This is a genomic window from Microbacterium sp. OVT16B (assembly GCF_019969705.1).
GTDB classification, from domain to species: Bacteria; Actinomycetota; Actinomycetes; order Actinomycetales; family Microbacteriaceae; genus Microbacterium; species Microbacterium natoriense.
Genome location: NZ_JAHXZA010000001.1, coordinates 1,654,864 through 1,681,491, shown reverse-complemented (window position 1 = coordinate 1,681,491; position 26,628 = coordinate 1,654,864). Strand labels below are relative to the sequence as shown.

General features: G+C 67.6%; 26 protein-coding genes. 10 read left to right on the top strand and 16 right to left on the bottom strand.

The genetic code is table 11. The features are described 5' to 3' along the window. Positions 1–9: 9 nt before the first annotated feature. From uvrC to LC438_RS07900, 3 genes are all read right to left on the bottom strand, one after another. Positions 10–1,884, bottom strand: a complete 1,875-nt coding sequence (gene uvrC, locus LC438_RS07910; protein ID WP_105674411.1) for an excinuclease ABC subunit UvrC — start codon at positions 1,882–1,884, stop codon at positions 10–12. After that, positions 1,884–4,772 (bottom strand): excinuclease ABC subunit UvrA, encoded by a 2,889-nt coding sequence (uvrA, locus tag LC438_RS07905; protein WP_105674409.1) that lies wholly within the window; start codon positions 4,770–4,772, stop codon positions 1,884–1,886. Before uvrA ends, uvrC begins: the two co-directional genes overlap by 1 nt. Before the next feature lie 84 nt (positions 4,773–4,856). Further along, the gene (locus tag LC438_RS07900; RefSeq protein ID WP_105674407.1) at positions 4,857–5,309 is read right to left on the bottom strand and encodes a MarR family winged helix-turn-helix transcriptional regulator; all 453 of its coding nucleotides are present in this window, start codon (positions 5,307–5,309) and stop codon (positions 4,857–4,859) included. Positions 5,310–5,354: 45 nt separating this feature from the next. On the opposite strand from LC438_RS07900, the gene LC438_RS07895 reads away from it, so the two are divergent. Further along, complete coding sequence (locus tag LC438_RS07895; RefSeq protein WP_374197874.1) at positions 5,355–5,597, top strand: hypothetical protein; 243 nt, start codon at positions 5,355–5,357, stop codon at positions 5,595–5,597. 30 nt (positions 5,598–5,627) lie between these two features. On the opposite strand, the gene LC438_RS07890 is transcribed toward LC438_RS07895, so the two are convergent. Then, positions 5,628–5,960, bottom strand: coding sequence for a TfoX/Sxy family protein (locus LC438_RS07890; RefSeq protein WP_223586272.1), 333 nt, complete (start codon positions 5,958–5,960; stop codon positions 5,628–5,630). 70 nt (positions 5,961–6,030) lie between these two features. Then, positions 6,031–8,103: an excinuclease ABC subunit UvrB gene (gene uvrB, locus LC438_RS07885; protein WP_223586271.1), complete on the bottom strand. Its 2,073-nt coding sequence runs from the start codon at positions 8,101–8,103 to the stop codon at positions 6,031–6,033. Positions 8,104–8,160: 57 nt separating this feature from the next. On the opposite strand from uvrB, the gene LC438_RS07880 reads away from it, so the two are divergent. Beyond that, positions 8,161–8,778 (top strand): DUF4126 domain-containing protein, encoded by a 618-nt coding sequence (locus tag LC438_RS07880; RefSeq protein ID WP_105674401.1) that lies wholly within the window; start codon positions 8,161–8,163, stop codon positions 8,776–8,778. On the opposite strand, the gene LC438_RS07875 is transcribed toward LC438_RS07880, so the two are convergent. The 5 genes from LC438_RS07875 to LC438_RS07855 all read right to left on the bottom strand — a co-directional run bounded on the left by LC438_RS07875 (position 8,751) and on the right by LC438_RS07855 (position 13,863). Next, on the bottom strand, positions 8,751–9,542 hold the full coding sequence (locus LC438_RS07875; protein ID WP_223586270.1) for a GNAT family N-acetyltransferase: 792 nt from the start codon (positions 9,540–9,542) through the stop codon (positions 8,751–8,753). The two genes, LC438_RS07880 and LC438_RS07875, sit on opposite strands and share 28 nt — an antisense overlap. A gap of 26 nt (positions 9,543–9,568) precedes the next feature. Next, positions 9,569–10,780 carry an MFS transporter gene (locus LC438_RS07870; RefSeq protein WP_223586269.1) on the bottom strand — a complete coding sequence of 404 codons (1,212 nt, stop codon included), beginning with the start codon at positions 10,778–10,780 and terminating at the stop codon, positions 9,569–9,571. Further along, complete coding sequence (gene coaE, locus LC438_RS07865) at positions 10,777–11,376, bottom strand: dephospho-CoA kinase (RefSeq protein WP_105674398.1); 600 nt, start codon at positions 11,374–11,376, stop codon at positions 10,777–10,779. The genes LC438_RS07870 and coaE overlap by 4 nt, the downstream gene beginning before the upstream one ends. Before the next feature lie 114 nt (positions 11,377–11,490). Then, positions 11,491–12,945: a 30S ribosomal protein S1 gene (gene rpsA / locus LC438_RS07860; RefSeq protein WP_105674396.1), complete on the bottom strand. Its 1,455-nt coding sequence runs from the start codon at positions 12,943–12,945 to the stop codon at positions 11,491–11,493. A gap of 189 nt (positions 12,946–13,134) precedes the next feature. After that, the gene (locus LC438_RS07855; RefSeq protein ID WP_223586268.1) at positions 13,135–13,863 is read right to left on the bottom strand and encodes a hypothetical protein; all 729 of its coding nucleotides are present in this window, start codon (positions 13,861–13,863) and stop codon (positions 13,135–13,137) included. Positions 13,864–13,933: 70 nt separating this feature from the next. On the opposite strand from LC438_RS07855, the gene LC438_RS07850 reads away from it, so the two are divergent. Beyond that, positions 13,934–14,863 carry a 5'-3' exonuclease gene (locus LC438_RS07850; protein ID WP_223586267.1) on the top strand — a complete coding sequence of 310 codons (930 nt, stop codon included), beginning with the start codon at positions 13,934–13,936 and terminating at the stop codon, positions 14,861–14,863. A 1-nt stretch (position 14,864) separates the two neighbouring features. Here LC438_RS07850 and LC438_RS07845 read toward each other — a convergent pair whose 3' ends face one another. Together LC438_RS07845 and trpD are read right to left on the bottom strand one after the other, a co-directional pair. After that, complete coding sequence (locus LC438_RS07845) at positions 14,865–15,851, bottom strand: PHP domain-containing protein (RefSeq protein ID WP_105674540.1); 987 nt, start codon at positions 15,849–15,851, stop codon at positions 14,865–14,867. Between the two features lie 8 nt (positions 15,852–15,859). Continuing rightward, positions 15,860–16,924, bottom strand: coding sequence for an anthranilate phosphoribosyltransferase (gene trpD, locus LC438_RS07840; RefSeq protein WP_105674390.1), 1,065 nt, complete (start codon positions 16,922–16,924; stop codon positions 15,860–15,862). A gap of 189 nt (positions 16,925–17,113) precedes the next feature. Between trpD and LC438_RS07835 the strand changes: the two genes are divergently transcribed. From LC438_RS07835 to LC438_RS07805, 7 genes are all read left to right on the top strand, one after another. Further along, positions 17,114–17,770, top strand: a complete 657-nt coding sequence (locus LC438_RS07835) for a heme-copper oxidase subunit III (protein WP_105674388.1) — start codon at positions 17,114–17,116, stop codon at positions 17,768–17,770. Between the two features lie 20 nt (positions 17,771–17,790). After that, positions 17,791–18,594 carry a c-type cytochrome gene (locus LC438_RS07830; protein ID WP_105674386.1) on the top strand — a complete coding sequence of 268 codons (804 nt, stop codon included), beginning with the start codon at positions 17,791–17,793 and terminating at the stop codon, positions 18,592–18,594. 36 nt (positions 18,595–18,630) lie between these two features. Further along, positions 18,631–19,707: a ubiquinol-cytochrome c reductase iron-sulfur subunit gene (locus LC438_RS07825; protein ID WP_105674384.1), complete on the top strand. Its 1,077-nt coding sequence runs from the start codon at positions 18,631–18,633 to the stop codon at positions 19,705–19,707. Continuing rightward, on the top strand, positions 19,704–21,518 hold the full coding sequence (locus tag LC438_RS07820) for a cytochrome bc complex cytochrome b subunit (RefSeq protein ID WP_105674382.1): 1,815 nt from the start codon (positions 19,704–19,706) through the stop codon (positions 21,516–21,518). Before LC438_RS07825 ends, LC438_RS07820 begins: the two co-directional genes overlap by 4 nt. Before the next feature lie 94 nt (positions 21,519–21,612). After that, entirely contained in the window at positions 21,613–22,026 is a 414-nt protein-coding gene (locus tag LC438_RS07815; RefSeq protein WP_105676423.1) for a RidA family protein, read from the top strand. Beyond that, complete coding sequence (locus tag LC438_RS07810) at positions 22,023–22,559, top strand: GNAT family N-acetyltransferase (RefSeq protein ID WP_223586266.1); 537 nt, start codon at positions 22,023–22,025, stop codon at positions 22,557–22,559. Before LC438_RS07815 ends, LC438_RS07810 begins: the two co-directional genes overlap by 4 nt. A 41-nt stretch (positions 22,560–22,600) precedes the next feature. Beyond that, a complete protein-coding gene (locus LC438_RS07805; protein WP_105676425.1) occupies positions 22,601–23,020 on the top strand; it encodes a rhodanese-like domain-containing protein in 420 nt (139 codons plus the stop codon). Positions 23,021–23,090: 70 nt separating this feature from the next. Here the strand turns inward: LC438_RS07805 and LC438_RS07800 are convergent, their stop codons facing one another. The 4 genes from LC438_RS07800 to erpA form a co-directional block, all read right to left on the bottom strand. Further along, entirely contained in the window at positions 23,091–23,525 is a 435-nt protein-coding gene (locus LC438_RS07800) for a cytochrome c oxidase subunit 4 (RefSeq protein ID WP_105676426.1), read from the bottom strand. A 3-nt stretch (positions 23,526–23,528) separates the two neighbouring features. Then, positions 23,529–25,259 carry a cytochrome c oxidase subunit I gene (gene ctaD / locus LC438_RS07795; RefSeq protein ID WP_223586265.1) on the bottom strand — a complete coding sequence of 577 codons (1,731 nt, stop codon included), beginning with the start codon at positions 25,257–25,259 and terminating at the stop codon, positions 23,529–23,531. 3 nt (positions 25,260–25,262) lie between these two features. Continuing rightward, entirely contained in the window at positions 25,263–26,165 is a 903-nt protein-coding gene (gene coxB, locus LC438_RS07790) for a cytochrome c oxidase subunit II (protein WP_223586264.1), read from the bottom strand. Between the two features lie 97 nt (positions 26,166–26,262). Continuing rightward, positions 26,263–26,628 (bottom strand): iron-sulfur cluster insertion protein ErpA, encoded by a 366-nt coding sequence (gene erpA, locus LC438_RS07785; RefSeq protein WP_105676429.1) that lies wholly within the window; start codon positions 26,626–26,628, stop codon positions 26,263–26,265.

Below are 26,628 nucleotides of genomic sequence, written 5' to 3'. Positions count from 1 at the left end.
GTCACCAGCCTAGCGAGTGGAGAGATGCGTGTGGATGCTCTGTGCGAGCACGGGGCCGATGCCCTGGACCTCTTCGATCTCCCCCGGCTGCGCCGCACGCAGCGCGGTGACCGAACCGAAGTGCTTGAGCAGCACCTTGATGCGGGCAGCGCCGAGCCCTGGGACCTCGGCGAGGATCGTCGTGATGTCGTTGCGACGGCGCTTGCGCTGGTGCGTGATCGCGAAGCGATGCGCCTCGTCGCGGAGACGCTGGAGAAGGTACAGGGACTCGCTCGTGCGCGGGAGGATCACCGGGAAGTCCTCGCCGGGCAGCCAGATCTCCTCCAGGCGCTTGGCGATGCCGCAGACCGCGATCTCGGTGTGCCCCGAGTCGCGAAGCGCCCGTGCGGCGGCCTCCACCTGCGGTTGGCCGCCGTCGACGAGCAGGAGCTGCGGCGGGTACGCGAAACGCGGCTTCCTGCGCCCGGTCGTCTCCTCACCCTCGGTCTCCTCCAATGGCTCCGGCCTGTCGAGGTAGGCGAGGCGCCTGGTGAGCACCTGGTACATCGAGTCGGTGTCGTCGGTCGTCTCTGCGATGTTGAACGAGCGGTACTGGTCCTTGCGCGGGAGTCCGTCCTCGAAGACGACCATCGACGCCACGACGTTCGTGCCGCTCAGATGGGAGATGTCGTAGCACTCGATGCGCAGCGGAGCATCCGCCATTCCCAGGGCGTCCTGCAGATCGGTGAGCGCCTGCGTGCGGGCGACATAGTCGCTGGTGCGTCTGGTCTTGTGCCTGATGAGCGCCTGCTGCGCGTTCAGCGTCGCCGTGCGCATGAGGTCGGCGCGCTGACCTCGCTGAGCGACGGCGATCTCGACCTTCTTGCCGCGGCGCTCTCTGAGCCAGAGCTCCAGCTCCGCCGCGTCGTCGGGCAGCGTCGGCACCAGGATGCGGCGGGGCACGTCCTGGGCATCGCCGTAGGCGCGCTGCAGCACCTGATCGACGAGTTCCGCACCCGAGATGTCGATCTCCTTGTCGAGCGCCAGCGCCCTGACGCCCCGCACCCGACCGCCTCTGATGACGAAGTGCTGCACAGCCGCCGACAGCTCGTCCTCCGCGATCCCGAACAGGTCGGCGTCCTCGTCGGGCGAGAGCACGAGAGCGCTCTTGCCGAGCACGGCCTCGATCGCGGAGAGCCGGTCGCGGTACTTCGCCGCGGCCTCGTAGTCCATGGCCGCGGATGCGGCGAGCATCCTCGCCGTCAGGTCCTTCGTGAACCGTTCATCGCCCCCGGCCATGAAGGCGACGAAGTCGTCGACCATGGCGCGGTGCTCCTCGATCGTGACCGTCATCGAGCACGGTCCGCCGCACTTGCCGATCTGCCCGGGGAAGCAGGGACGCCCCGTCTGCATGGCGCGCTTGTAACTGGCGTCGCTGCACGTGCGGATGGGGAAGACCTTGATCATCAGGTCGATCGTGTCGTGCACGGCCCACACCTTGGGGTACGGACCGAAGTAGCGCGCGCCTGCGATCTTGCGGTTGCGGGTCACGATCACGCGAGGAGCTTCGTCTCCGAGGGTCACCGCCATGAAGGGGTAGGACTTGTCGTCCTTGTAGCGCACGTTGAAGGGCGGATCGAACTCCTTGATCCACATGTACTCCAGCTGCAGGGAGTCCACGTCGGTCGACACGACCGTCCACTCCACCGACGCCGCCGTCGTCACCATCCGCCTGGTGCGCTCATGCAGGGTGCGCAGCGGGGCGAAGTAGTTCGAGAGACGCTGGCGCAGGTTCTTCGCCTTGCCGACGTAGAGCACGCGCCCCTCCGCATCGCGGAACCTGTACACGCCGGGGTCGGTGGGGATCTCACCGGTCCGCGGCTTGTAGGGCAGCACGTCGGCCATCAGCTGGCCTTCCGAGCCGCCCGCCCGTCGCCGAGGATCTCCGCGAGGAACTGACCGGTGTGGCTCTCCTCGACGCGGGCGATCTGCTCCGGCGTGCCGACCGCGAGGATCTCACCACCGCCCGAGCCGCCCTCGGGGCCGAGGTCGATGACCCAGTCCGCCGACTTGATGACGTCGAGGTTGTGCTCGATGACGATGACCGTGTTCCCCTTGTCGACGAGTCCGTTCAGCACCTCGAGCAGCTTGCGGACGTCTTCGAAGTGCAGACCGGTCGTCGGCTCGTCGAGCACGTAGATGCTGCGTCCGTTGCTGCGACGCTGGAGCTCGGTCGCGAGCTTCACGCGCTGCGCTTCGCCGCCCGACAGGGTGGTCGCGGACTGCCCCAGCCTCACGTAGCCGAGGCCGACGTCGACCAGCGTCTTCATGTAGCGGTGGATCGCCTGGATCGGCTCGAAGAACTCGGCGGCCTCGGCGATCGGCATCTCGAGCACCTCGGCGATGTTCTTGCCCTTGTAGTGCACGGCCAGGGTGTCGCGGTTGTACCGCTTGCCGTGGCACACCTCGCAGTCGACGTAGACGTCGGGGAGGAAGTTCATCTCGATCTTGATCGTGCCGTCGCCAGAGCAGGCGTCACAGCGTCCGCCCTTGACGTTGAAGCTGAAGCGCCCGGGCTGGTAGCCGCGCACCTTCGCCTCCGGCGTCTCGCTGAACAGCGTGCGGATGCGGTCGAACACACCCGTGTACGTCGCCGGGTTCGACCGCGGGGTGCGCCCGATCGGCGCCTGGTCGACATGCACGACCTTGTCGAGGTTGTCGAGGCCGGAGACGCGGGTGTGCTTGCCGGGGACCGTGCGCGCTCCGTTGAGTCGCGAGGCGAGCACCTGGTACAGGATGTCGTTGACGAGCGACGACTTCCCCGAACCGCTCACGCCCGTCACGGCGGTGAGGAGGCCGAGCGGGAAGTCGGCGTTCACGTTCTTGAGGTTGTTCTCCCGCGCTCCGACGACGCTCAGCATCCGCTTCTTGTCGATCTTGCGGCGCTTCTTCGGGGCGGGGATCTCGCGGCGTCCGGAGAGGTACTCCCCCGTCATCGACGCGGACTCGCTCAGCAGCGCGGAGTACGGCCCGGAGTGGACGACCTCTCCTCCGTTGACGCCGGCGCCGGGGCCGATGTCGACGACCCAGTCGGCCGCCTCGATGGTCTCCTCATCGTGCTCGACGACGATGAGGGTGTTGCCGAGATCGCGGAGCTTGAGCAGCGTGTCGATGAGCCGGCGGTTGTCGCGCTGGTGCAGTCCGATGGACGGCTCGTCGAGCACGTACAGCACGCCGGTGAGGCCGGAGCCGATCTGCGTCGCGAGCCGGATGCGCTGCGCCTCGCCGCCGGAGAGCGACCCTGCGGACCGGCTCAGGTTGAGGTACGAGAGACCGACCTGCAGCAGGAAGTCGAGGCGGAGACGGATCTCGCGCAGCACCTGCGCGGCGATCTTCGCCTCGCGGTCGGTGAGTGTGAGCGTGCCCATGAACTCACGCGCATCGGCGAGGCTGAGGTGGGAGACCTCGGCGATCGAGTGTCCGTGCACCTGCACCGCGAGAACCTCGGGCTTGAGGCGGTTGCCGTCGCATACCGGGCACGGCACTTCGCGGAGGTACTCTCCCCAGCGGGCCCGCTGCGTGTCGGACTCCGCCTGCGCGTACTGTCGCTCGATGTAGGGCACGACGCCCTCGAAGCCGGACGCGTAGCGCATCTCGCGGCCGTACCGGTTCTTCCACTTGACCGTGACCTTGTAGTTCTCACCGCGGAGGATCGCATCCTGCACGTCGACGCGCAGATCCTGCCAGGGCGTGTCGAGCGAGAAGTTGAGGTCGGAGGCGAGCCCCTCGAGAAGCCGCTCGTAGTACTGGAACAGCCCCTTGCCCTGCGTGGTCCAGGGGATGATGGCGCCCTCGCGGATCGAGAGCTCCTCGTCGCCGAGCATCAGATCGATGTCGACCGACATGCGCGTGCCCAGCCCCGAGCACGCGGGGCACGCGCCGAACGGCGCGTTGAACGAGAAGGTCCGCGGCTCGATCTCGGTGAGCGTGATCGCGTGGCCGTTGGGGCACGCGAGCTTCTCCGAGAACGACTGCCAGGCGTCGTCGCCCTCCTCGTCGACGAAGTTGACCTGCACGACCCCGCCGGCGAGACCGAGGGCGGTCTCGACGGAGTCCGTGACGCGGCCGAGGATGTCGTCGGCGGCCACGAGGCGGTCGACGACGACGGCGATGTCGTGCTTGTAGCTCTTCTTCAGCGTGGGCGGCTCGGCGAGCTGGATCAGGTCGCCGTCGACGATCGCGCGCGAGTAGCCCTTGGCCCCCAGCTCGCGGAACAGGTCGACGAACTCGCCCTTCTTCTGCGAGACGACCGGCGCGACGATCTGATAGCGGGTGCGCTCGGGGAGCTCCATGAGCTGGTCGGCGATCTGCTGCACGGTCTGACGCTGGATCTTCTCCCCGCATTCCGGACAGTGCGGGATGCCGATGCGCGCCCACAGCAGACGCATGTAGTCGTAGATCTCGGTGATCGTGCCGACGGTGGAGCGCGGGTTGCGGTTGGTCGACTTCTGGTCGATCGACACCGCGGGGCTCAGCCCCTCGATGAAGTCGACGTCTGGGCGGTCCACCTGCCCGAGGAACTGGCGCGCGTACGCGCTCAGCGATTCGACGTAGCGACGCTGCCCCTCTGCGAAGATCGTGTCGAACGCGAGGCTGGACTTCCCAGAGCCGGACAGGCCGGTGAACACGACGAGGGAGTCGCGCGGGATGTCGATGTCGACGTTCTTGAGGTTGTGCACGCGGGCACCGCGAACACTGAGTTTTCCTGGGGTTGCAACCGGGACGATAGGCACCGGTCAAGTCTACGAGGGGCCACGGACATCGGCTCCGCCGGCAGCCACGGTGCGCTCCTCCTCCGTGGCGGAGCACCGCCGAGGCTAGGCCCCGGACAGCTCTGTGACGCGCCGACCCGCGAAGGCCGACAGGCCGTCTCTCAAGACGGACACCTGCGAGATGTCCATGTCGACGGCGGCCATGACCTGATGCGGAACGTCGAGAGCCCGTTCCCGCAGTGCGGCGCCGGCATCCGTCAGCGCGATCTCCAGCCGCCTCTCGTCCTGCGGGCTGCGCTGTCGGGTGACGAGTCCGTCCGCCTCGAGGCGCTTGACCAACGGCGACGCGGTGGCCGGCTCCATGGCGAGATCGGCGGCGAGGTCGGCGAGGGTGCGAGGCGCCCGCTCCCAGAGCGCGAGCATGACGAGATACTGCGGGTGCGTGAGGCCGAGGGGTTCGAGGATCGGACGGTAGATCGCCACCACGTTGCGCGCGGCCGTGACCACGGCGAAGCACAGTTGGTTCTCGAGCTTGAGCAGGTCATCGGATGCCGTCACGGCTCCGAGTATACATAGGCACTAATAGTTAGTACACTAATGAACATGGCAACGAACTCCGATCGCGCTCCCTTTCGCACCCGCATCCGCGAGGCGGGCGGTCTCTACGCCTGGTTCAACACGAACCTGATCCGCTTCGCCGGCCCCGCCTCGGTGGGCCCGTACGAGAAGACGCCTCCGCCCAGCGCCGCCGAACGCGCCGAACGTGCGTGCCCGCTGTGCGGCGCGCCGATGACGGAGCACGAGATCGACCGCTCGGGCCCGAAGCCCCTCATGCACTGCCCCTGAACTCGCGCGCCCTCTCGCAGGACGTTCCGTTCACGGGCGACCCGTCGATTCCTCCCTGGCGGCGTCGATCCAGAACATGAGAGCGTCGTCATCGGCCACGGTGACGGCGTCGACGTCCAGCCAGCTCGCACTCATCGTCTTGGCGCCCATCACGGCCCGGGCGACTCCCGGCCTCACCGCCAGCGCGGCGCCCTGCTCCTCCGACACCCGCACCAGCAGCACCCCGCCCTTGCGCGCACCCACCAGGATGCGGCCGTCCATCAGGAAAGCCCGGCTTCCGAACATCCGCTTCTCCTCGATCGACGGATCCGCTCCCATGAGCGCACGGATGCGATCGGCGAGCTCTTCTCCTGGCGCGTCCATCGCGTGCCTCTCCTCGTCGAGCCGGCGAGAGGTCGTGCCCTCTCGCGCTCTCTGTCCAGATCTCCGCCGATCAGGCGTGTCCGGCGCGCTCCATGGCGCGCAGCTCCTTCTTCAGATCCTGCACCTCATCGCGAAGCCGCCCGGCGAGCTCGAACTTCAGCTCTCCGGCGGCGGCCAGCATCTGATCGGAGAGATCCTGGATGGTCGCCTCCAGCTGCAGCGCTCCTTCGGCGGCGATGCCCGTGCGTCGCAGGTTCGGCGTCGGCGACTTGCCCTTGCCCGTGGCTCGTCCTCGACTCGACATCATGTCGGCCGTGTCGGCCCCTTCGCGGGCGAGGACCTCGGTGATGTCGGCGATCCGCTTGCGCAGCGGCTGCGGGTCGATCCCGTGCTCGGTGTTGTACGCGATCTGCTTGTCGCGGCGCCGATCGGTCTCCTCGATCGCCTTGGCCATCGAGTCGGTCATGTTGTCGGCGTACATGTGCACCTCGCCGGAGACGTTGCGGGCTGCGCGCCCGATCGTCTGGATCAGGGAGGTCCCCGAACGGAGGAAGCCCTCCTTGTCGGCGTCGAGGATCGCGACCAGCGACACTTCTGGCAGGTCGAGACCCTCGCGAAGAAGGTTGATGCCGACCAGCACGTCGTAGACGCCCGCCCTGAGCTCGCTGAGCAGCTCCACTCGTCGGAGCGTGTCGACGTCGGAGTGCAGATAGCGCACGCGGACCCCGTGCTCGCCCAGGAAGTCGGTGAGCTCCTCGGCCATCTTCTTGGTGAGGGTGGTGACGAGGACACGCTCGTCCTTCTGGGCGCGGATCCTGATCTCCTCGAGGAGGTCGTCGATCTGCCCCTTCGACGGCTTCACGATGATGTGCGGGTCGACGAGCCCGGTGGGGCGGATGATCTGCTCGACCACGCCGTCGGCGATGCCCATCTCGTACTTGCCCGGGGTCGCCGAGAGGTAGACGGTCTGACCGATGCGGTTCTTGAACTCGTCCCACCGCAGCGGCCTGTTGTCCATGGCGCTCGGAAGACGGAAGCCATGATCGACGAGCGTGCGCTTGCGCGAGGCGTCGCCCTCGTACATCGCGCCGATCTGCGGCACGGTGACGTGCGACTCGTCGATGACCAGGAGGAAATCGTCGGGGAAGAAGTCGAGCAGAGTGTGCGGCGGCTCCCCGGCCTCGCGCCCGTCCATGTGGCGCGAGTAGTTCTCGATGCCGGAGCAGAATCCGAGCTGCTGCAGCATCTCGAGGTCGAAGGTCGTCCGCATGCGCAGGCGCTGGGCCTCGAGGAGCTTGCCCTGCTTCTCGAACTCGGCGAGCCGCTCCTCCAGCTCCGCCTCGATCGTGCCGATGGAGCGCTGGATGACGTCGGTGCCGGCGACGTAGTGGGATGCGGGGAAGATCGGCACGGCGTCGAGCTTCTCGATGACCTCGCCCGTGAGCGGGTGCAGGGAGTACAGCGCCTCGATCTCGTCGCCGAAGAGCTCGATGCGGATCGCGTGCTCCTCGTACACGGGGATGATCTCGATCGTGTCGCCGCGGACCCGGAAGTTGCCGCGGGAGAAGTCGACGTCATTGCGGTTGTACTGCATCGCGATGAACTGGCGGATCAGGGCGTCGCGGTCGTAGCGCTCCCCCACCTGCAGGGCGACCATGGCACGGAGGTACTCCTCCGGGGCGCCGAGGCCGTAGATGCACGACACGGTCGACACCACGACGACGTCGCGACGGCTGAGCAGCGAGTTCGTCGTCGAGTGCCGCAGCCGCTCGACCTCGGAGTTGATCGACGAGTCCTTCTCGATGAAGGTGTCCGTCTGCGGCACGTAGGCCTCTGGCTGGTAGTAGTCGTAGTACGAGACGAAGTACTCGACGGCGTTGTTGGGCATGAGCTCACGGAACTCGTTGGCGAGCTGCGCCGCGAGCGTCTTGTTGTGCGCCAGCACGAGAGTCGGACGCTGCACCTGCTCGATGAGCCACGCCGTCGTGGCCGACTTTCCGGTGCCTGTTGCGCCGAGCAGCACGATGTCGGTCTCGCCCGCGTTGATCCGCGCGGCGAGGTCGGCGATCGCCTTCGGCTGATCACCGGCCGGGACGTACTCGCTGATGACCTCGAACGGACGGACACTGCGCGTGGGTTGCATACCTCCAGCGTAGGCGGGACCACGGACATCGAGGCCGGCTCCGCCTAGTCTGAGGGGGTGATCGAGTTCGTCATCGGCACCAGCCTCGCGGCATCCGCCGGCCTCAACGCCTGGATGCCGCTGTTCCTGCTCGGTCTCGCCGACCGCGTGCTGCCGGCGGTGCAGCTCCCGGCCACCTGGTCGTGGCTGTCGGGCGATCTCGCACTGTGGATCATCGGAGCGCTCCTGCTGCTCGAGATCGTGGCCGACAAGATCCCCGCGCTCGACTCGGTCAACGACGTCGTCCAGAGCATCCTGCGGCCTGCGGCTGGTGGCATCGCGTTCGGCGCCGGCTCCAGCGCGCAGACGATCGCCGTCGACGACCCCGCATCCTTCTTCTCCGAGAACACCTGGGTCCCCGTCGTCGTCGGCATCGCGATCGCGCTCGTCGTCCACGTCGTCAAGGCCACGGCGCGCGTCGCCGCGAACGCCACGACCGGAGGACTCGCCGCGCCCGTCCTCAGCACCGCGGAGGACGGAGCCTCCTTCGCCCTCGCGGCCGCCGCGATCGTGATCCCCGTCCTCGCAGGGGTGCTGCTCGTCGGGCTGATCGTGATCATCGTGGCTGCGGTGAGGCGCCGCGCACGGCGCCGGCGGGAGCGCTCGGATCAGTCCGCCGGGCGCGCCCACACGTAGGGCGTCGTGGTCGAGACCTTCACGAGTCCCGATCTCTCCAGGATCGGGCGGGAGAACTCCGTCGAGTCCGACTGCAGGTAGCGGACGCCGCGGGCCAGAGCGGATCGGGCCCGCTCGGCGGTGAGCGCGCGATAGATGCCGCGGCCCCGCCACTCCTCGAGGGTCGAGCCGCCCCACAGACCGGCGAACTCGGTTCCGACGACGGGCTCCAACCGCCCCGCGCTGACCACCTCGCCGTCGACGACCGCGATCCACAGCTCCACCGTGTCGTCGACCCGCATGCGTTCGATCAGCGACTCGGCGCGCGAACGCCAGTCCCCATCGTCGAAGACGCGCCCCTGCATCTCGCCGGCGGCGAGCACCTCGTCCTCCGAGAACGCGCGGCGGATCGTCACCTCACCGGGGATGACGACGTCCTGGGCGAGCAGAGCGGCCTCGCCAATCATGATCGACTCCGGCTCCTCCGGCACGAATCCCGCTGCCAGCAGGGCCTCGTGGAGACCGGGAGCCGTGTCGTGCCCTCGAGTCTTCCACTCCACCTCCGCGACCTCCGCCCTGTCGGCGAAGTGCGCGAGCCCTCCCTCCACCAGCTCGCGGATGCCGTCGGCATCCGCTCCCCCGAGGTCCGCGTACGTGATGAAGCCTCGCCCGCCGTGGAAGGTCGCGAGGCTCAGCGGTCCGAGCTGCACGACCCGCTCCGCGTGCGCGGTCTCCGGTCCTGTGCGGAGCTGGCGGTCGTAGGCGTCGAGATACTGCGTCTGCATGTCTCCATGCTCGCAGAGGATCGCGGTCAGGGCCGACCCGTCGGCGTCGCCCTGAGCGCTGCGACCGCGGCCGACGCCGCCAGCGCGCACATGGACACGACGGCGACGATGAACCATCCCCACGCGACCGCTCCGAACACCAGCCCGAGCGCCCAGCCGAACAGGCTCGATCCGGCGTAGTAGGCGAAGTAGTACAGGGACGACGCCTGTGCTCTGCTCTCCGCTCCCGCAGCGACCGGGGTCCATCCGGAGGCGATCGCGTGCGCGCCGAAGAAGCCGGCCGTGAACAGGAGGAGGCCGGCGAGCACGATCGCCGCGGAGGGCGCGAGCATCAGCAGAGCGCCGACCGCCATGACCGCGATCGAGAGGACGAGCACGGGGAAACGGCCGATCCGGGCCGCCCAGGAACCCGCCCACGGCGAGGAGACGGTGCCGGCCAGATAGGCGAGGAACAGGAGCGTCACGAGCCACGCCGGCAGGGAGAAGGGAGCGGCCGAGAGGTGGAACCCGAGGTAGTTGTACACCGCGACGAACGCGCCCATCAGCAGGAAGCCCTGCGCATACAGAGCCCACTGCCGCGACGAGCGCAGTGGCGATCGGAGACGCTCGAGGATGCCGGGACCGCGCTCGCTGCGCAGCCTCCCCCGGACGAAGCCGCGCGCGCGGGGTGTGAGCCAGAGGAACAGCACCGCAGCCCCGGCGCACACCGCGGCGACCGCCCAGACGCCGGCTCGCCAGCCCGCGACCTCACCGACGGTTCCCGACACGATGCGCCCGAGCAGGCCGCCGACGGTGGTGCCGGCGATGTAGCTCCCGGCCGCGGCCGCCGCATGACGGGGCTCGACCTCCTCGCTGAGATAGGCGAGGGCGACAGCGGGGACGGCGCCCAGCGCCAGACCCTCCGCGAATCGCAGAGTCAGGAGCAGCACGATCCCGTCGCTCAGGGGAGCCAGGAGTCCGAGCGCGGTGGCGGTGAGGACGCCGATCGCCATGGCCGGCACCCGCCCGATGCGATCCGCCACGGATGACCACGGGATCACCGCGACGGCGAGCCCGAGGGTGGCGGCCGATACGGTGATCGCCGCGGTCGCGGGGCTCACCTCGAGGTCGACGGAGATGAGCGGAAGGACGGCCTGAGCGGAGTACAGCTGCGCGAAGGTCGCGATCCCGGCGAAGAACAGGCCGATGATGAGACGCCGGTACTCGCGCGTCCCGGGGACGTGGCCGGAGAAGGTCACTTCGCGCGGATCCGCTCCCAGAGCGCGTCCGTCTGCTCCTCGGTGTGCGCGAGGTCGCCGGCGGTGTCGATCACGACGTCGGCGATGGCGAGACGCCGATCGTCGGATGCCTGCGCATCGATCCGCTCCTGCGCCGCGCGCTCGTCCATCCCGCGCAGCTCGACGAGCCTCTGCCTGCGGACGGATGCCGGCGCGTGGGCGACGACGATCAGATCCCAGGGGTCGTCCGGCCGTGCCTCCACGAGAAGCGGCACGTCGTAGACCACGACGGCATCCGGATCCGCGGCGAGGGCTTCCTCGAACCGGCGCCGGGACTCGGCGCCCACCGCGGGGTGGACGATCGCGTTCAGCTTCGCGAGGAGCACCGGGTCTCCGAACACCTTCGCGCCGAGGGCGGGGCGGTCGAGTGATCCGTCCGCCCCGATGACGTCTTCGCCGAAGGCCTCCTCGATGCCCCGCAGCACGGGTGAGCCCGGCGCCTGCACGTCGCGCACGATCTGATCGGCGTCGACGACCACCGCGCCCTTCTCGGCGAGACGACGGGCGATGGTCGACTTTCCGGACGCGATTCCGCCGGTGAGCGCGATGAGGGGCATGACGTCCATCCTCGCACCTGTCGAGCGTCGGCATCCCCCGTGCGCGCCGGTCGGCCCGATACGCGGAACGGGCCGCCACCTCGAAAGGTGACGGCCCGTTCCTGAGCGAAATGCTTACGCGTTGCCGCCCGAGAGCTTCTCGCGCAGAGCCGCGAGAGCCTCGTCGTCAGCAAGCGTGCCCGCGCCGGCGGACTCGCTGGAGAAGGACTGGCCGCCGAAGTCGGCACCGGCCTCCGCCTCGGCCTCGGCCGCCTTGGCGACCTGAGCCTTGTGAGCCTCCCAGCGGGACTGAGCAGCTGCGTACTCCTGCTCCCATGCCTCGCGCTGAGCGTCGAAGCCTTCCTTCCACGCACCGGTCTCGGCGTCGAAGCCCTCCGGGTACTTGTACTCGCCGTTCTCGTCGTACTCCGCGAGCATGCCGTACAGCGCCGGGTCGAACTCGGTGCCGTTGGGGTCGACCGACTCGTTGGCCTGCTTGAGCGACAGCGAGATGCGGCGACGCTCGAGGTCGATGTCGATGACCTTGACGAAGACCTCTTCGCCGACGGAGACGACCTGCTCGGCCAGCTCGACGTGCTTGCTGGACAGCTCGGAGATGTGGACGAGGCCCTCGATGCCGTCTGCGACGCGCACGAACGCACCGAACGGGACGAGCTTGGTGACCTTACCCGGCGTGACCTGACCGATCGCGTGGGTGCGGGCGAAGACCTGCCACGGGTCCTCCTGCGTCGCCTTCAGCGACAGGGAGACGCGCTCGCGGTCGAGGTCGACCTCGAGGATCTCGACGGTGACCTCCTGGCCGACCTCGACGACCTCGGAGGCGTGCTCGATGTGCTTCCAGGACAGCTCGGAGACGTGCACGAGGCCGTCCACGCCGCCCAGGTCGACGAACGCGCCGAAGTTGACGATCGAGGACACGACGCCCTTGCGGACCTGACCCTTGTGCAGGTTGTTCAGGAACGTGGTGCGCGACTCCGACTGCGTCTGCTCGAGCAGCGCGCGGCGGCTGAGGACGACGTTGTTGCGGTTCTTGTCGAGCTCGAGGATCTTCGCCTCGATCTCCTGACCCAGGTAGGGCGTGAGGTCGCGGACGCGACGCAGCTCGATGAGCGAAGCCGGGAGGAAGCCACGGAGGCCGATGTCGACGATGAGGCCGCCCTTGACGACCTCGATGACGGTACCGGTGACGACGCCGTCGTTCTCCTTGATCTTCTCGACGTCTCCCCAGGCGCGCTCGTACTGCGCACGCTTCTTGGAGAGGATCAGACGGCCTTCCTTGTCCTCCTTCTGGAGAACGAGAGCCTCGACCTCGTCGCCGACCTTGACGACCTCGTTGGGGTCGACGTCGTGCTTGATGGAGAGCTCGCGCGAGGGGATGACACCCTCGGTCTTGTACCCGACGTCGAGCAGAACCTCATCGCGGTCGATCTTGACGATCGTGCCTTCGATGATGTCGCCGTCGTTGAAGAACTTCAGGGTCTTCTCGACCGCGGCCAGGAAGTCCTCAGCAGATCCGATGTCGTTGATGGCGACCTGCTTGGTGGCCGGGGCGGTCGTTGCGGTAGTCATGTAGTGGGTTGTCCTTGTTGAATGGAGACTCGGGCTGCGGGGCAACGGACGCGCACGTCCGACAGCATGCTTCGCAGCGGTTGGATTTTGATTGCCTTGCCACGAGGGCATGCATAGGCACGCCACGAGTGACACTTCAGGCTATCAGACATCTCGGATGCCCGGAGGACGGATGCCGGTCCGTTATCTCTATGCGCGAGGGACGAGCGCGAGCACGATCGGCTCGCCGTCCTCCCCCGTGTAGCCGGCCAGCGTGAGCGCGGCGTCGGGAGCGACGTCCGGCGCGTCCACGAAGGTGATCCGCGGCACGAGGTCCATCGTGCACACGCCGTCCTTCGGCTCGTCGAGGGTGAGCACGCTCCCCTCGACGGCGCCGGACTCCGGCACGCAGGTCGAGGAGCCCCAGGTGAGGACGGCGAGCTCCCCCTGGCCGATCCACGCGGCTGCGGGGAGCTGCGGCGGCGTCCTGTCCGCCGGCGCGATCTCCCCCTGGGGAAGTCCGGGGAGCTCGATCAGCGTGGCCTCGCCGCCGTGCTGCGTGACCGCGATCGTGAGCGGCTTCGAGGAGTCGAGGCCGGCGGGCACTCCGAGGTAGGTGCCGTGGATCGTCGACGACGTCTCCGAGTCGGCGCACGCGCCCTCGGCAGGAGCGGTGAGAGTCACCTCGATGCGCTGCTCCCCGGTGACGAGATCGCTGATCTCCGGTGCGCATCCGTCTCCCCGCGTCGCGATCACGAAGGAGGAGGCGTCCAACCACGCCGCGCGCGGGGCGTCCTCGGGGCTGATCTTCGACGACTGGCCGTCCGGAGTGCTCGGCTGATGCGTGGGCGCAGCGCCGGGCGCCGACGCGCAGCCCGAGACGAATGCGGCGAGGACGAGCGCTGCGACGACGGACAGGGAACGGGCGGAGGTCTTCATACCCATCCGGTGTCGAGCGGTCCGCGATCGTCTCACATCGTTGTCCGCACCGCATGCAAGACTGTGCTCCGTGACCGATCGTCTGATGCTGCTCGACACCGCCTCTCTCTACTTCCGCGCGTTCTACGGAGTGCCCGACAAGGTCACCGCCCCCGACGGCTCCCCCATCAACGCCGCCCGCGGCCTGCTCGACATCATCGCGAAATTGATCACCCTCTACGAGCCGACGCACATCATCGCCTGCTGGGACGACGACTGGCGCCCGCAGTGGCGTGTCGACCTCATCCCGAGCTACAAGACGCACCGCGTCGTCGAGGTCGTGGCCGCGGGCCCCGACGTCGAAGAGGTCCCCGACCCGCTCGAGGCGCAGATCCCGCTCATCCGCGAGACCCTTGGGCTCCTCGGCATCCCGATCGTGGGCGTCGCCGCGCACGAGGCCGACGACGTGATCGGCACCCTCGCCACCAAGTCCGCCATCCCGGTCGACATCGTGACCGGTGACCGCGACCTGTTCCAGCTCGTCGACGACGGCAGGGACGTCCGCGTCATCTACACGGCGCGCGGCATGAGCAACCTCGAGATCGTGACCGATGCCGTCGTCGTGGCGAAGTATGGCGTCCTCCCCTCGCAGTACGCCGACTTCGCGACGATGCGCGGCGACGCCTCCGACGGCCTCCCCGGTGTCGCCGGAGTCGGCGAGAAGACGGCGGCGACGCTGCTGCAGGCGCACGGCGACCTCGACGGCATCCGCGCGGCGGCTGAGGCGGGCGAAGGCATGAGCGCCGGCGTCCGAGCCAAGATCCTCGCGGCGGCCGCCTACCTCGACGTCGCCCCCACCGTGGTCGAGGTGGCCAGATCCCTCGACGTCGAGCCGCCGACGGATCCCCTGCGACCGCTCGACCCCGCGGAGGAGGATGCGGCGTCCGCCGTCGCGGAGAAGTGGAACCTCGGCGGGTCGATGACGCGCGCGGTCGCCGCCGTCGCGACGATGTCGCGCTGACTCAGTCGGCCCAGGCGAGCAGGCGCTCGAGTCCCCAGGTGGTGACGATCCGACTCGCCGGGACTCCTGCCCGCTCCGCACGCAGGGCGCCGTGGTCGAGCAGCGACAGCTGACCGGGCGCGTGCGCATCGGAGTCGATCGAGAACAGACACCCCGCCTCCAGCGCGATCGAGATCAGCTCGTCCGGGGGATCCTGTCGTTCCGGTCGCGAGTTGATCTCGACGGCGACGCCGTTCTCCGCGCACGCGGCGAAGACGGCCGCGGCGTCGAACGAGGACGGCGGTCTGGTTCCGCGCTCGCCTTCCACGAGTCGCCCCGTGCAGTGGCCCAGCACGTTCACCCGCGGGTGCGAGACGGCGGCGATCATCCTCGCGGTCATCGGCCGCGCTTCCATCCGCAGTTTCGAGTGGACCGAGGCGACCACGATGTCGAGCTCGCCGAGCAGGGAGTCCTCCTGGTCCAGCGCGCCGTCCTCGAGGATGTCGACCTCGATGCCCGCGAGGAGCGTGAAGCCCTCTCGCGATTCCGCTCGCACGAGAGGGATCTGCGTCCGGAGACGCTCGGCCGTCAGCCCGCGGGCGACGCGCAGTCGAGGCGAGTGATCGGTGATCGCCTGGTACTCGTGCCCCAGCGCGCGGGCGGCCTCCGCCATCACCGCGATCGGCGTGGTCCCGTCCGACCAGTCCGTGTGCGCGTGCAGGTCGCCGCGAAGCGCGGGGCGGAGCGTCGAGACGATCTCCGGTTCGACCTCTCCCCTGAGCTCCACGAGATACCGCGGAACCGCGCCGGACTGCGCCTCTCTGATCACGCCGAAGGTGGACTCGCCGATCCCCTTCACCGCCCGAAGGCGGGTGGGATCGCCCTTCACGTCATCGGGGAGGCCCTCCAGCGCCGCGGCCGCCACACGGAACGCCTTCGCCCGGTAGCGAGACGCGCGCTCCCTCTCCAGCAGAGAGGCGATCTCGAGCAGCGCGGCGATCGGTTCCACGACGGACCTCAGGCCGAAGCCAGCTCCCGGCTCACGCCGATCCACTGGTCGAGCTTGGCTGCGGCCCGCCCGTCGTCGATGGCGGCCTCCGCGCGCTCGTAGCCCTCGCGGAGCCGCTCGAGGATCGGGCGCTGCACCTGTCCGGCGTCCTGCGACAGTTCGAAGGCTACGATGCCGGCTGCGGCGTTGAGCAGGACGATGTCGCGCACAGCGCCCTTCTCGCCCGAGAGCGTGCGGCGCAGGACGTCCGCGTTGTGTTCGGGGGATCCGCCGATGAGGTCGGCGAGCTCGGCGATCGGGATGCCGAGATCGCGCGGGTCGAGGTCGTGCTCGTGGATGTCGCCGCGGGTGACCTCCCAGATCCGGCTGTGTCCGGTGGTCGTGAGCTCGTCGAGCCCGTCGTCGCCGCGGAAGACCAGCGCAGTGGCGCCCCGCGTGCGGAACACACCGGTGATGAGAGGGACGCGCTCCATCTGGGCGACTCCGACCGCGTTGGCTTCGGCACGCGCAGGGTTGCAGAGGGGTCCGAGCATGTTGAACACGGTCGGCACGCCGAGCTCGGCGCGCACGGGTCCCGCGTGCTTGAAGCCGGGGTGGAACGCCCCGGCCCACGCGAACGTGATGCCCGTGCGATCGAGGATCGATGCAACGGCGGCGGGGTCGAGCGACAGCTCCAGCCCCAGTGCCCCCAGGACGTCCGAGGAGCCCGAGGCCGAGCTTGCGGCTCTGTTCCCGTGCTTCACGACCGGGATGCCGGTCGCACCGATGATGATCGCCGCGGTCGTGGAGACGTTCACGGTTCCGACGCGGTCGCCGCCGGTCCCCACGATGTCGAGGACGTTCGGCGACACGGGCAGCGGCACGGCTGCTTCGAGGATGGCATCACGGAAGCCGACGATCTCGTCGATCGTCTCGCCCTTCGCACGGAGGGCGACGAGGAAGCCGGCGAGCTGCGCCTGGGTCACGTCGCCCCGCATGATCTGCCGCATCGCCCAGGTCGACTCCCAGACGCTGAGATCGCGACGCTCCAGAAGAGTGGTGAGCACATCGGACCAGGTCAGGGATTCAGCCATGTGTGCGATCCTATCGGCGTCGGGAAAACGTGCATGCGGTTCGAGACGATCGCGGATGCCGACGGCATCCGCTGTTTCCCGCGGATTCACCGAGGATTCGCAGTGTTTTCTTAGGGTCCCCTAAGTCTGCGGACGGCAAAACGACGGTCCCCGGTGCAAGAATCACGCTCGCGGATCGGCCATAATGGAATGGTGACGACCTCAGCGACGTATGCCCCGGCGGCGAGAACGATCAAGCGGCCCAACCCGGTAGCTGTCGGAACCATTGTGTGGCTCGGCAGTGAGGTGATGTTCTTCGCGGGACTCTTCGCGATCTACTTCACCCTTCGCAGCACCTCCCCCGAACTGTGGGCGGCGCGCACCGAGCTGCTGAACGTCCCGTACGCACTCGTGAACACCCTCATCCTGGTGTTCTCCTCGTTCACCTGCCAGATGGGTGTGTTCGCTGCGGAGGACCTGCAGCCGTACCGCCTCGCCAAGGGCAAGAAGAACGCGGCCGGCCGCCGCCGCCTGTTCGGCTGGGGCATGGTCGAGTGGTTCTTCCTCACCTTCGCCCTCGGCGCGATCTTCGTGTCCGGCCAGGTCTGGGAGTACGCGCAGCTCGTCGCAGAGGGCATGCCCATCAGCGCCGACTCCTACGCCTCGGCCTTCTACCTGACGACCGGCTTCCACGCCCTGCACGTCACCGGTGGCCTGATCGCGTTCCTCCTCGTCATCGGCCGCGCGTACGCGGTGAAGAACTTCCGGCACAAGGAGGCGACCTCCTCGATCGTGGTGTCCTACTACTGGCACTTCGTCGACGTCGTCTGGATCGTGCTGTTCATCGTTATCTACTTCCTGAAATAAGAGCGGAGCTGATCCCCGAGATGGCACGAGAGAAGAAGCGCCGTTCGAACGGTCGTCGCAGTCCCCTGGCTGCCGCGGCCCTCATCGGAGCAGGCCTCATGATCACCGGCGCCGTGTACGCCGGAGCGTCGGCGGCGTTCGCTGCGACCGACACCAAGGCTTCCGCGTCCACCACGCTGACCGTCGAAGACGGCGAGAAGCTGTTCCAGGCCAACTGCGCGACCTGCCACGGCCTCGACATGCAGGGCACCGCCAACGGGCCGAGCCTGTACGGCGTGGGCGAGTTGGCCGCTGAGTTCCAGCTCTCGACCGGACGCATGCCGCTGCAGATGCAGGGACCGCAGGCCCCGCAGAAGAAGCCGCAGTTCACGGAGGACCAGATCCTCGCGATCTCGTCCTTCATCCAGTCCGAGGCCCCCGGCCCCACCTTCCCCGAGGACCGCATCCTCGACGGCAAGGGAGACGTCGCGCACGGCGCCGAGCTGTTCCGTGTCAACTGCGCGATGTGCCACAACGTCGCCGCGGCCGGTGGAGCGCTCACCGAGGGCAAGTACGCCCCCGCGCTCACCGAGACCAGCGCGCTGCACATGTACGCGGCCATGGTCACCGGACCCCAGAACATGCCGGTCTTCGGCAACATGAACCTCTCGGACGAGGACAAGCGCGACATCATCTCCGCGCTGCTCTTCCAGCAGCAGTCCGTGCAGGTCGGTGGCGCGACGCTCGGGTCTCTCGGCCCCGTGTCCGAGGGCCTGTTCGTCTGGATCTTCGGCATCGGCGCTCTCGTCGCCATCACCGTGTGGATCACGGCGAAGTCCAACTGACGCTTAATCATCGAAGAGGAACGTACGAGGAGCACCATGGCACACGACGACGACTCGCAGGCTCTTGACAGGGCCTACCAGCCCTCTCCGGGGCTGGGCGTCGCAGTCAGCGACCCCGTGGAGAACCCGGGGCTGCCGCCGCACCGCGAGCGGATGACCGACAAGGACCCGCGCGCCGAGAAGGCTGCAGTGCGCACGGTCTACACCCTGTTCTACCTCTCCCTCGCGGGCAGCATCTGGGCGGTCGCCGCCTACATGCTGTTCCCGATCGAGAGCGGCGCGCTGATCGACATCCGCCAGAACAACCTCTTCATCGGTCTGGGCATCGCTCTCGCGCTGCTCGCCCTCGGCCTCGGAGCGATCCACTGGTCGAAGGCGCTGATGAGCGACAAGGAGCACATCGAGTACCGCCACCCCACCCGGGGCAAGGACTCGACGCGCGAGGCCGCCGTCAAGGCGTTCGCCGACGCCAACGAGGAGTCCGGCTTCGGCCGCCGCACGATGATCCGCAACTCGCTGTTCGCAGCGATCGTCGCGTCGATCATCCCCGGTGTCACGCTGTTCCGCGGTCTCGCACCGCACTCCACGCCCGACGACCCCGAGGCGGGCGATCCCGTGGCCCTGCTCAAGCAGACCATGTGGGACAAGGGCATGCGTCTCGTGCGCGATCCCGACGGCACTCCGATCCGCGCGGCGGACGTCACCCTCGGCTCGGCGTTCCACGTCATCCCGGAGGACCTGGCCGAGCTCAGCCACCACGACGGCTACCTCGAGGAGAAGGCCAAGGCCATCGTCCTGATGATGCGCCTCCGCCCGGAGCAACTGATCGAGGCCGATGACCGCAAGGACTGGTCCTACGACGGCATCGTCGCGTACTCGAAGGTGTGCACCCACGTCGGCTGCCCCGTCGCCCTCTACGAGCAGCAGACGCACCACCTGCTCTGCCCCTGCCACCAGTCGCAGTTCGATGTGACGGATCACGCCAAGGTCATCTTCGGCCCGGCCGCACGTCCGCTGCCTCAGCTGCCCATCACCGTCGACGACGAGGGCTACCTCGTCGCACGCAGTGACTTCCACGAACCCGTCGGCCCGAGCTTCTGGGAGCGCCATTGAGCACCGCAACGCTGTCCAAGGACGAGAAGGACACCAAGGCGCCCCTCGGCGGCCGCTTCGTCGGTGCCGCGTCGAACTACATCGACGAGCGCACCAGCCTCTCCGGCTTCGTCAAGGAGCTCGGACGTAAGATCTTCCCCGACCACTGGTCGTTCATGCTCGGCGAGATCGCCCTGTGGAGCTTCGTCGCGGTGTTCCTCTCCGGAACCTTCCTGACGTTCTTCTTCGAGGCCTCCATGGTGCCCACGCACTACACGGGCGCCTATGCGCCGATGCGCGGCATCGAGATGTCGGCGGCCCTCGAGTCGTCGCTGCACATCTCCTTCGACCTGCGCGGTGGCCTGCTGGTCCGCCAGATCCACCACTGGGCGGCCCTCGTGTTCGTAGCGGGCATCGGCGTGCACATGCTCCGCGTGTTCTTCACCGGCGCGTTCCGCAAGCCTCGCGAGCTCAACTGGGTGATCGGCTTCGTGCTGTTCGTCCTCGCGATGGCAGAGGGCTTCACCGGCTACTCGCTTCCCGACGACCTGCTCTCGGGCAACGGCCTCCGCATCATCGACGGCATGATCAAGGGCTTCCCGCTCGTGGGCACTTGGATCTCCTTCCTGCTCTTCGGCGGGGAGTTCCCGGGGACCGCGATCGTCGGCCGCCTGTACACCCTGCACATCCTGCTGCTGCCGCTCCTGGTGATCGGTCTGATCGTCGTGCACCTGATGCTGATGATCGTCAACAAGCACACCCAGTTCGCCGGCCCCGGCCGCACGAACGAGAACGTCGTCGGCTACCCGATGATGCCGGTGTACATGTCGAAGATGGGCGGCTACCTGTTCATCGTGTTCGGCACCATCGTGCTGATCGCGACCTTCTTCCAGATCAACCCGATCTGGAACTACGGCCCGTACGACCCGTCCCCCGTGTCGGCCGGAACCCAGCCTGACTGGTACATCGGCTTCGCGGATGGTGCGCTGCGTCTGGCGCCGTCGAACCTCGACGTCGTGTTCCTCGACCGCACCTGGTCGTTCGGCATCCTGCTTCCGGTGATCGTCCTCGGACTGTTCATCGTGCTCGTGGCGATCTACCCGTTCATCGAGGCCTGGGTCACGGGCGACAAGCGCGAGCACCACATCGCTCAGCGCCCCCGCAACGCGGCGACCCGCACGGGTATCGGCGTGGCCGGTGTCATCTTCTACGCGGTCCTGTGGGCTGCGGCGTCCTCCGACCTCATCGCGACCCACTTCATGCTCACCATGGAGGGTGTCATCCACACCCTGCAGGCGCTGCTCTTCGTGGGCCCGGTGCTCGGCTACTTCGTCGCCAAGCGCATCGCGATCGCCCTGCAGAAGAAGGATCGTGAGATCGTCCTGCACGGCTACGAATCCGGACGCATCGTCCGCCTCCCCGGCGGCGAGTTCATCGAGGTGCACCAGCCGGTCGACACGTACGACCGGTGGAAGCTCATCGACATCGACGGCTACGAGCCCCTCGTCGTGCGACCGAACGACAAGGGCCGCATCCCGTGGACGCAGAACCTGCGCTCCTCCATGTCGCGTTGGTTCTTCGAGGACCGTCTGGCTCCGCTCACGCAGGCTCAGATCGACGAGGCCGATGCTCACCAGCACCACGTCACGGCTCACACCGATGAGACCGAGGCCGCCGAGATCCAGGGCGCTCATGAGCGTGCCGGATTCCCGGATGCCCCGCTCGCCCCGGCCGACGAGACCCACATCGACGAGACTCCGAACACGCCGAGCACGGTGATCGCCACCGAACCGGTGAAGAAGCCTCGCAAGAAGTCGGAGGACGGCGAGTAAGCTCGCCTCCTCCCCCGGCCCCGGTCGTGCTGATCCGTTCAGCACGACCGGGGCCTTCTTCGTCCCCGCCGCCCCGGCCTGACAGGATGGATCGATGACCTCTGTAGTCCAGCTGCTCCGCGCCCCCGCTCTCGCCGATGCTCCGTATGCCTACGCCGCCACCGCACCCGCGGATGCGCGGCTCCTCTTCCTCGCCGGCTCCTGCCCTCTGGACGCCGACGGAGCCACCGTCTCCCCCGGCGACCATGCCGCACAGGCCGCACGCTGTGTGACGAACCTCAGGGAGGCCCTGACGGCCGCAGGCGCTGAGCTCACGGACGTGATCAGCACGCGCGTGCTCGTGGCCTCCACGTCTCGCTCCGACCTCGTCGCCGCCTGGGACGTCGTGCACGCCGCTTTCGGCGACCACGATGTCCCCAGCACCCTGCTGGGAGTGACCGTGCTGGGATACCCGGATCAGCTCGTCGAGATCGAGGCGGTCGCCGCGGTGAAGGACGGGCTGCTGTGAGTTTCCTCATCCGCCTCGCCGAGTCCCGAGACTACGGTGCGACCGAACGCATCGAGGCAGTTGCGGACGCGCTCCTGATCGACCGCTTCGCCGCTCAGGACTGGCCAGGCGCCACGAGTGCGGCGGAGCGCGAGGCAGCTCCCGGCTTCGTCCTGGTCGCCGAGAACCAGGACACGGCCGAGGCGGTCGGATTCGTGCAGGTGCTGGAGATCGATGACCATGCTCACCTCGAGCAGCTCTCGGTTCTCCCGTCGTTCTCGCGTCAGGGTCTGGGACGTCGTCTGGTCCAGACGGCACTCGATGAATCGACGAAGCGCGGATACGAGGAGGTCACCCTTCGCACCTACGCGGACGTCCCCTGGAACGCACCGTTCTACGCCTCCTGCGGCTTCATCGAGACGGATCCTGACACGCACTTCCTGCGGTCTCTCGTCGACGTGGAGCGTGCTCTGGGACTCTTCGACCATGGTCCGCGCGTGCAGATGACGGCTCGCCTCGGCGACTGGCAGCATTCCTCGCTCGCGCGTCCGTAAAGTCGGCGACGTCTCGCTGGACCCCGCTCTAGGCTGAGGGCATGATCGAACGTGCCGACTACTACGCCGCCAAGCTCGCCTACGAGACCGATGCCAGCGATGTCCACGCGGCTCGCACGGCCGGCGAGACGATCTACGTGATCGACGTCCGCTCCGATGAGGCATGGGCTCAGGGTCGTGTCGCCGGAGCCGTCCATATGCACTACAGCGAGATCGCCACCCGCGCGCCTGCCGAGATCCCCGCGGGGGCGCCCGTGGTCGTGTACTGCTGGAGCCCCGGTTGCAACGCCGGCGCCAAGGGGGCCCTCGAGTTCTCTAAGCTCGGGTACGAGGTCCGCGAGATGATCGGCGGATTCGAGTACTGGGTGCGAGAGGGCTACCCCATCGAAGACGCAGACGGAGTCCATCGGCGTCCCGTCGACCCGCTCACGGGAATCGCGCGCGTACGCACTCGAGCCTGACGCGCGAGGGACATACCCCGCACATGCGGAAGGCCCCCGGAGATGTCTCCGGGGGCCTTCCGCATGTGGATCAGCGGGCGAAGTTGCCGCGGTAGTACTCGTAGACCCATCCGACGATCGCGACCACGAAGATCGCGAGACCGATCGGGAGCAGGAAGTGCCCGACGGCGAGGCCGACGACGAACACAGCGGCGGAAGCCGCGAGAACCAGCGGCCACCAGGACCACGGGCTGAACTCGCCGAGCTCGGGATCGCCGTCGTCGATGTCGGCCGTCAGGATGTCTTCGGGCAGCTCGCCCTGCTGTGCGTGGTGCGTGCGGTCGAGGTAGAACGCGACCATCGCGCCCATGAACGCCGCGAAGAACAGGGCGACCGTGCCGACCCACTCGATGCGCTCGGCGAAGTTGTCCGACGGCGTGGCCAGGATGTGCCAGCCCGTGTAGATCACGCCGATGAGGGCGAAGAACGCGGTGAGGACCCACCAGAGGATGACGTTGTCGCGCATGGCTCAGTGCACCTCTCGCTCGCCGGCCGCGACCGGGAAGTCGGCCGCCTCCGGGTGGTTCAGGTCGAACGCGGGACGCTCGCTGCGGATGCGCGGGATCGACGTGAAGTTGTGGCGCGGCGGCGGGCAGGAGGTCGCCCACTCGAGCGATCCGCCGTAGCCCCACGGGTCGTTGACCGTGACCTTGGGCGCCTTGCGTGCCGTGATCCAGACGTTCAGGAAGAACGGCAGCATCGAAGCGCCGAGGATGATCGCACCGATCGTCGAGACCTGGTTCTGCCACGTCCAGTTGTCGTACGACGAGTAGTCGGCATAACGACGCGGCATGCCGTCGACGCCCAGCCAGTGCTGGATGAGGAACGTCATGTGGAAGCCGATGAACAGCATCCAGAAGTGGATGTAGCCGAGGCGCTCGTTGAGCATCCGGCCGGTCCACTTCGGCCACCAGAAGTAGAAGCCGGCGAACATCGCGAAGACGACGGTGCCGAAGACGACGTAGTGGAAGTGAGCGACCACGAAGTACGAGTCGGAGAGGGCGAAGTCCAGCGGCGGAGCCGCGAGGATGACACCGGTCAGACCACCGAAGACGAACGAGACGAGGAAGCCGAGGGCGAAGACCATCGGGGTCTCGAAGGTCACCGAGCCGCGCCACAGCGTGCCGATCCAGTTGAAGATCTTCACACCGGTCGGGACCGCGATGAGCATGGTCATGACGGCGAAGAACGGCAGGAGCACGGAGCCTGTGACGTACATGTGGTGCGCCCACACCGCCACGGACAGCGCCGCGATCGCGATGGTCGCGTAGACGAGGGTCTTGTATCCGAAGATCGGCTTGCGGCTGAACACCGGGAAGATCTCGGAGACGATGCCGAAGAACGGCAGCGCGATGATGTACACCTCAGGGTGCCCGAAGAACCAGAACAGGTGCTGCCAGAGCAGGACACCGCCGTTGGCCGGGTCGTAGATGTGCGCACCGAGGACGCGGTCGGCTCCTGCGGCGAAGATCGCCGCGGCGAGCACGGGGAACGCCATCAGGATCAGGAGGCTCGTGATGAGCGTGTTCCACGAGAAGATCGGCATGCGCCACATGGTCATACCGGGGGCGCGCATCGTGATGATCGTCGTGATGAAGTTCACTGCACCGAGGATCGTGCCGAAACCGGAGATGCCGAGTCCCAGCATCCAGAGGTTTCCACCCGCACCCGGCGAGAAGGAGGCGCTCGCGAGCGGCTGATAGGCGAACCAGCCGAACGAGGCCGCACCCTGCGGGGTGAGGAAGCCGGCGACGGCGATCGTCGAGCCGAACAGGAAGAGCCAGAAGGCGAAGGCGTTCAGACGCGGGAACGCGACGTCGGGGGCGCCGATCTGCAGCGGCAGAATCGCGTTCGCGAAGCCGGCGAAGAGCGGCGTCGCGAACATCAGCAGCATGATCGTGCCGTGCATCGTGAACAGCTGGTTGTACTGCTCCTTCGTCGGGATGATCTGCATGCCCGGCGCGAACAGCTCGGCGCGGATGACGAGAGCCATCACGCCGCCGAGGAGGAAGAACAGCACGGAGGCGATGAGGTACATGTACCCGATCGTCTTGTGGTCGGTGGAGGTGATCCACTTGACGACGATGTTGCCCTTCTGCTCGACGCGCGAGGAGCTCATCAGAGCAGCCTGACGCGCGGGAACAGCAGCCGGACGGGAGCGAGGAGCCTCGTCGGTGCGGGGTGCTTCAGTGGTCGACATGGCTTACTCCTCTCCTTCCTCGGTGCCGGTCGCGCCGGTCTTTCCGGGATAGTTCGACAGGCGATCGTAGGCTTCGGTGATGTCGCCCGTGTTGCCCTCTTCCTTGAGGGACTCGAGGTAGGCCTCGTAGTCCGCCTGGGAGACGACCTTGACGTTGAAGACCATCATCGAGTGGTACTCGCCGCAGAGCTCTGCGCACTTGCCGTCGTACTCGCCGATGCGGGTCGGGATGAAGGACCAGGAGTTGTCCCTCCCGATGAACATGTCCTTCTTGTAGAGGAAGTCGATGATCCAGAAGGAGTGGATGACGTCGCGCGACTGGAGGTTGATCGTGACCTTCTGGTCGACCGGGAGCACCAGGGTCGGCAGCGTCGAGCGGTCGATGTTGCCCTCGGCGTCGGGCTGGGCCTGGATGCCCATGGTCCAGACGGCGTCGGAGTTGTCCTCCTTCTCGCCGTCGTACTGGAAGTCCCACGCCCACTGCTTGGCGATCGCCGTGATCTCGACGTCGGGGTTGTCCCACTTCGTCTCGATCTCGGTCTGGTCACGAGCGGTGAAGAAGAACATGCCCAGGACGAGGATGAGCGGCACGATCGTGTAGAAGATCTCGATCGGCATGTTGTAGCGCATCTGCACCGGCAGACCCGTCTGGCCCTTGCGGCGACGGTAGGCGATCGCGGCCCAGGCCATCAGGCCCCAGGTGATCACGCCGACGGCGAGCAGGACGATCCAGGAGTTGACCCAGAGAGACGACACGCGCTCGGTCTGGTTGGTGGCCGCAGGCTCACCCTCCACGAAGCCCGGCAGGTAGCCGTTCAGCTCGGTGGTGGTACATCCCGCCAGGATCACGGCTGCCACGACTCCCATGGGGAGTGCGGCCCAACGAAGGCGGCGTTTCGAGGGCACGATGCACCTTTCAGATTGCGGACAGGGCACACCCAAGTCTAGGGCAACCTCACACCTGATTCATGCCAACCACGCAGGTTGACCGAGGCCCATCGGGTCAGTGGAAGCTGTCGCCGCAGGCGCAGCTGCCCGCCGCGTTGGGGTTGTCGATCGTGAAGCCCTGCTCCGAGATCGTGTCCTTGAAGTCGATCGAGGCGCCGTCCAGATAGGGCACGCTCATGTTGTCGATGATGACCTCGACGCCGTCGAAGTCGACGGTCTCGTCGCCCTCGAGATAGCGCTCGTCGAAGTAGAGCTGGTAGATCAGGCCCGAGCATCCGCCCGGCTGGACGGCGACGCGCAGACGCAGGTCGTCGCGGCCCTCCTGCTCGAGAAGGTTCTTCACCTTGGTCGCCGCGGCGTCGGTGAGGCTCACGCCGTGTGCGCGGGTGGTGTCTGCTGCTGTCAGGGTGGTGTCGCTCAT

Bases quoted from the DNA above. Each gene is read 5' to 3' on its own strand.
- uvrC (WP_105674411.1), bottom strand. From the start codon at position 1,884: ATGGCCGACGTGCTGCCCTACAAGCCGCGGACCGGTGAGATCCCCACC.
- LC438_RS07895 (WP_374197874.1), top strand. From the start codon at position 5,355: ATGGCAACGAACTCCGATCGCGCTCCCTTTCGCACCCGCATCCGCGAG.
- LC438_RS07890 (WP_223586272.1), bottom strand. From the start codon at position 5,960: ATGGACGCGCCAGGAGAAGAGCTCGCCGATCGCATCCGTGCGCTCATG.
- uvrB (WP_223586271.1), bottom strand. From the start codon at position 8,103: ATGCAACCCACGCGCAGTGTCCGTCCGTTCGAGGTCATCAGCGAGTAC.
- LC438_RS07875 (WP_223586270.1), bottom strand. From the start codon at position 9,542: ATGCAGACGCAGTATCTCGACGCCTACGACCGCCAGCTCCGCACAGGA.
- coaE (WP_105674398.1), bottom strand. From the start codon at position 11,376: ATGCCCCTCATCGCGCTCACCGGCGGAATCGCGTCCGGAAAGTCGACC.
- rpsA (WP_105674396.1), bottom strand. From the start codon at position 12,945: ATGACTACCGCAACGACCGCCCCGGCCACCAAGCAGGTCGCCATCAAC.
- LC438_RS07855 (WP_223586268.1), bottom strand. From the start codon at position 13,863: ATGAAGACCTCCGCCCGTTCCCTGTCCGTCGTCGCAGCGCTCGTCCTC.
- trpD (WP_105674390.1), bottom strand. From the start codon at position 16,924: ATGGCTGAATCCCTGACCTGGTCCGATGTGCTCACCACTCTTCTGGAG.
- LC438_RS07835 (WP_105674388.1), top strand. From the start codon at position 17,114: ATGGTGACGACCTCAGCGACGTATGCCCCGGCGGCGAGAACGATCAAG.
- LC438_RS07830 (WP_105674386.1), top strand. From the start codon at position 17,791: ATGGCACGAGAGAAGAAGCGCCGTTCGAACGGTCGTCGCAGTCCCCTG.
- LC438_RS07825 (WP_105674384.1), top strand. From the start codon at position 18,631: ATGGCACACGACGACGACTCGCAGGCTCTTGACAGGGCCTACCAGCCC.
- LC438_RS07815 (WP_105676423.1), top strand. From the start codon at position 21,613: ATGACCTCTGTAGTCCAGCTGCTCCGCGCCCCCGCTCTCGCCGATGCT.
- LC438_RS07805 (WP_105676425.1), top strand. From the start codon at position 22,601: ATGATCGAACGTGCCGACTACTACGCCGCCAAGCTCGCCTACGAGACC.
- LC438_RS07800 (WP_105676426.1), bottom strand. From the start codon at position 23,525: ATGCGCGACAACGTCATCCTCTGGTGGGTCCTCACCGCGTTCTTCGCC.
- ctaD (WP_223586265.1), bottom strand. From the start codon at position 25,259: ATGTCGACCACTGAAGCACCCCGCACCGACGAGGCTCCTCGCTCCCGT.
- erpA (WP_105676429.1), bottom strand. From the start codon at position 26,628: ATGAGCGACACCACCCTGACAGCAGCAGACACCACCCGCGCACACGGC.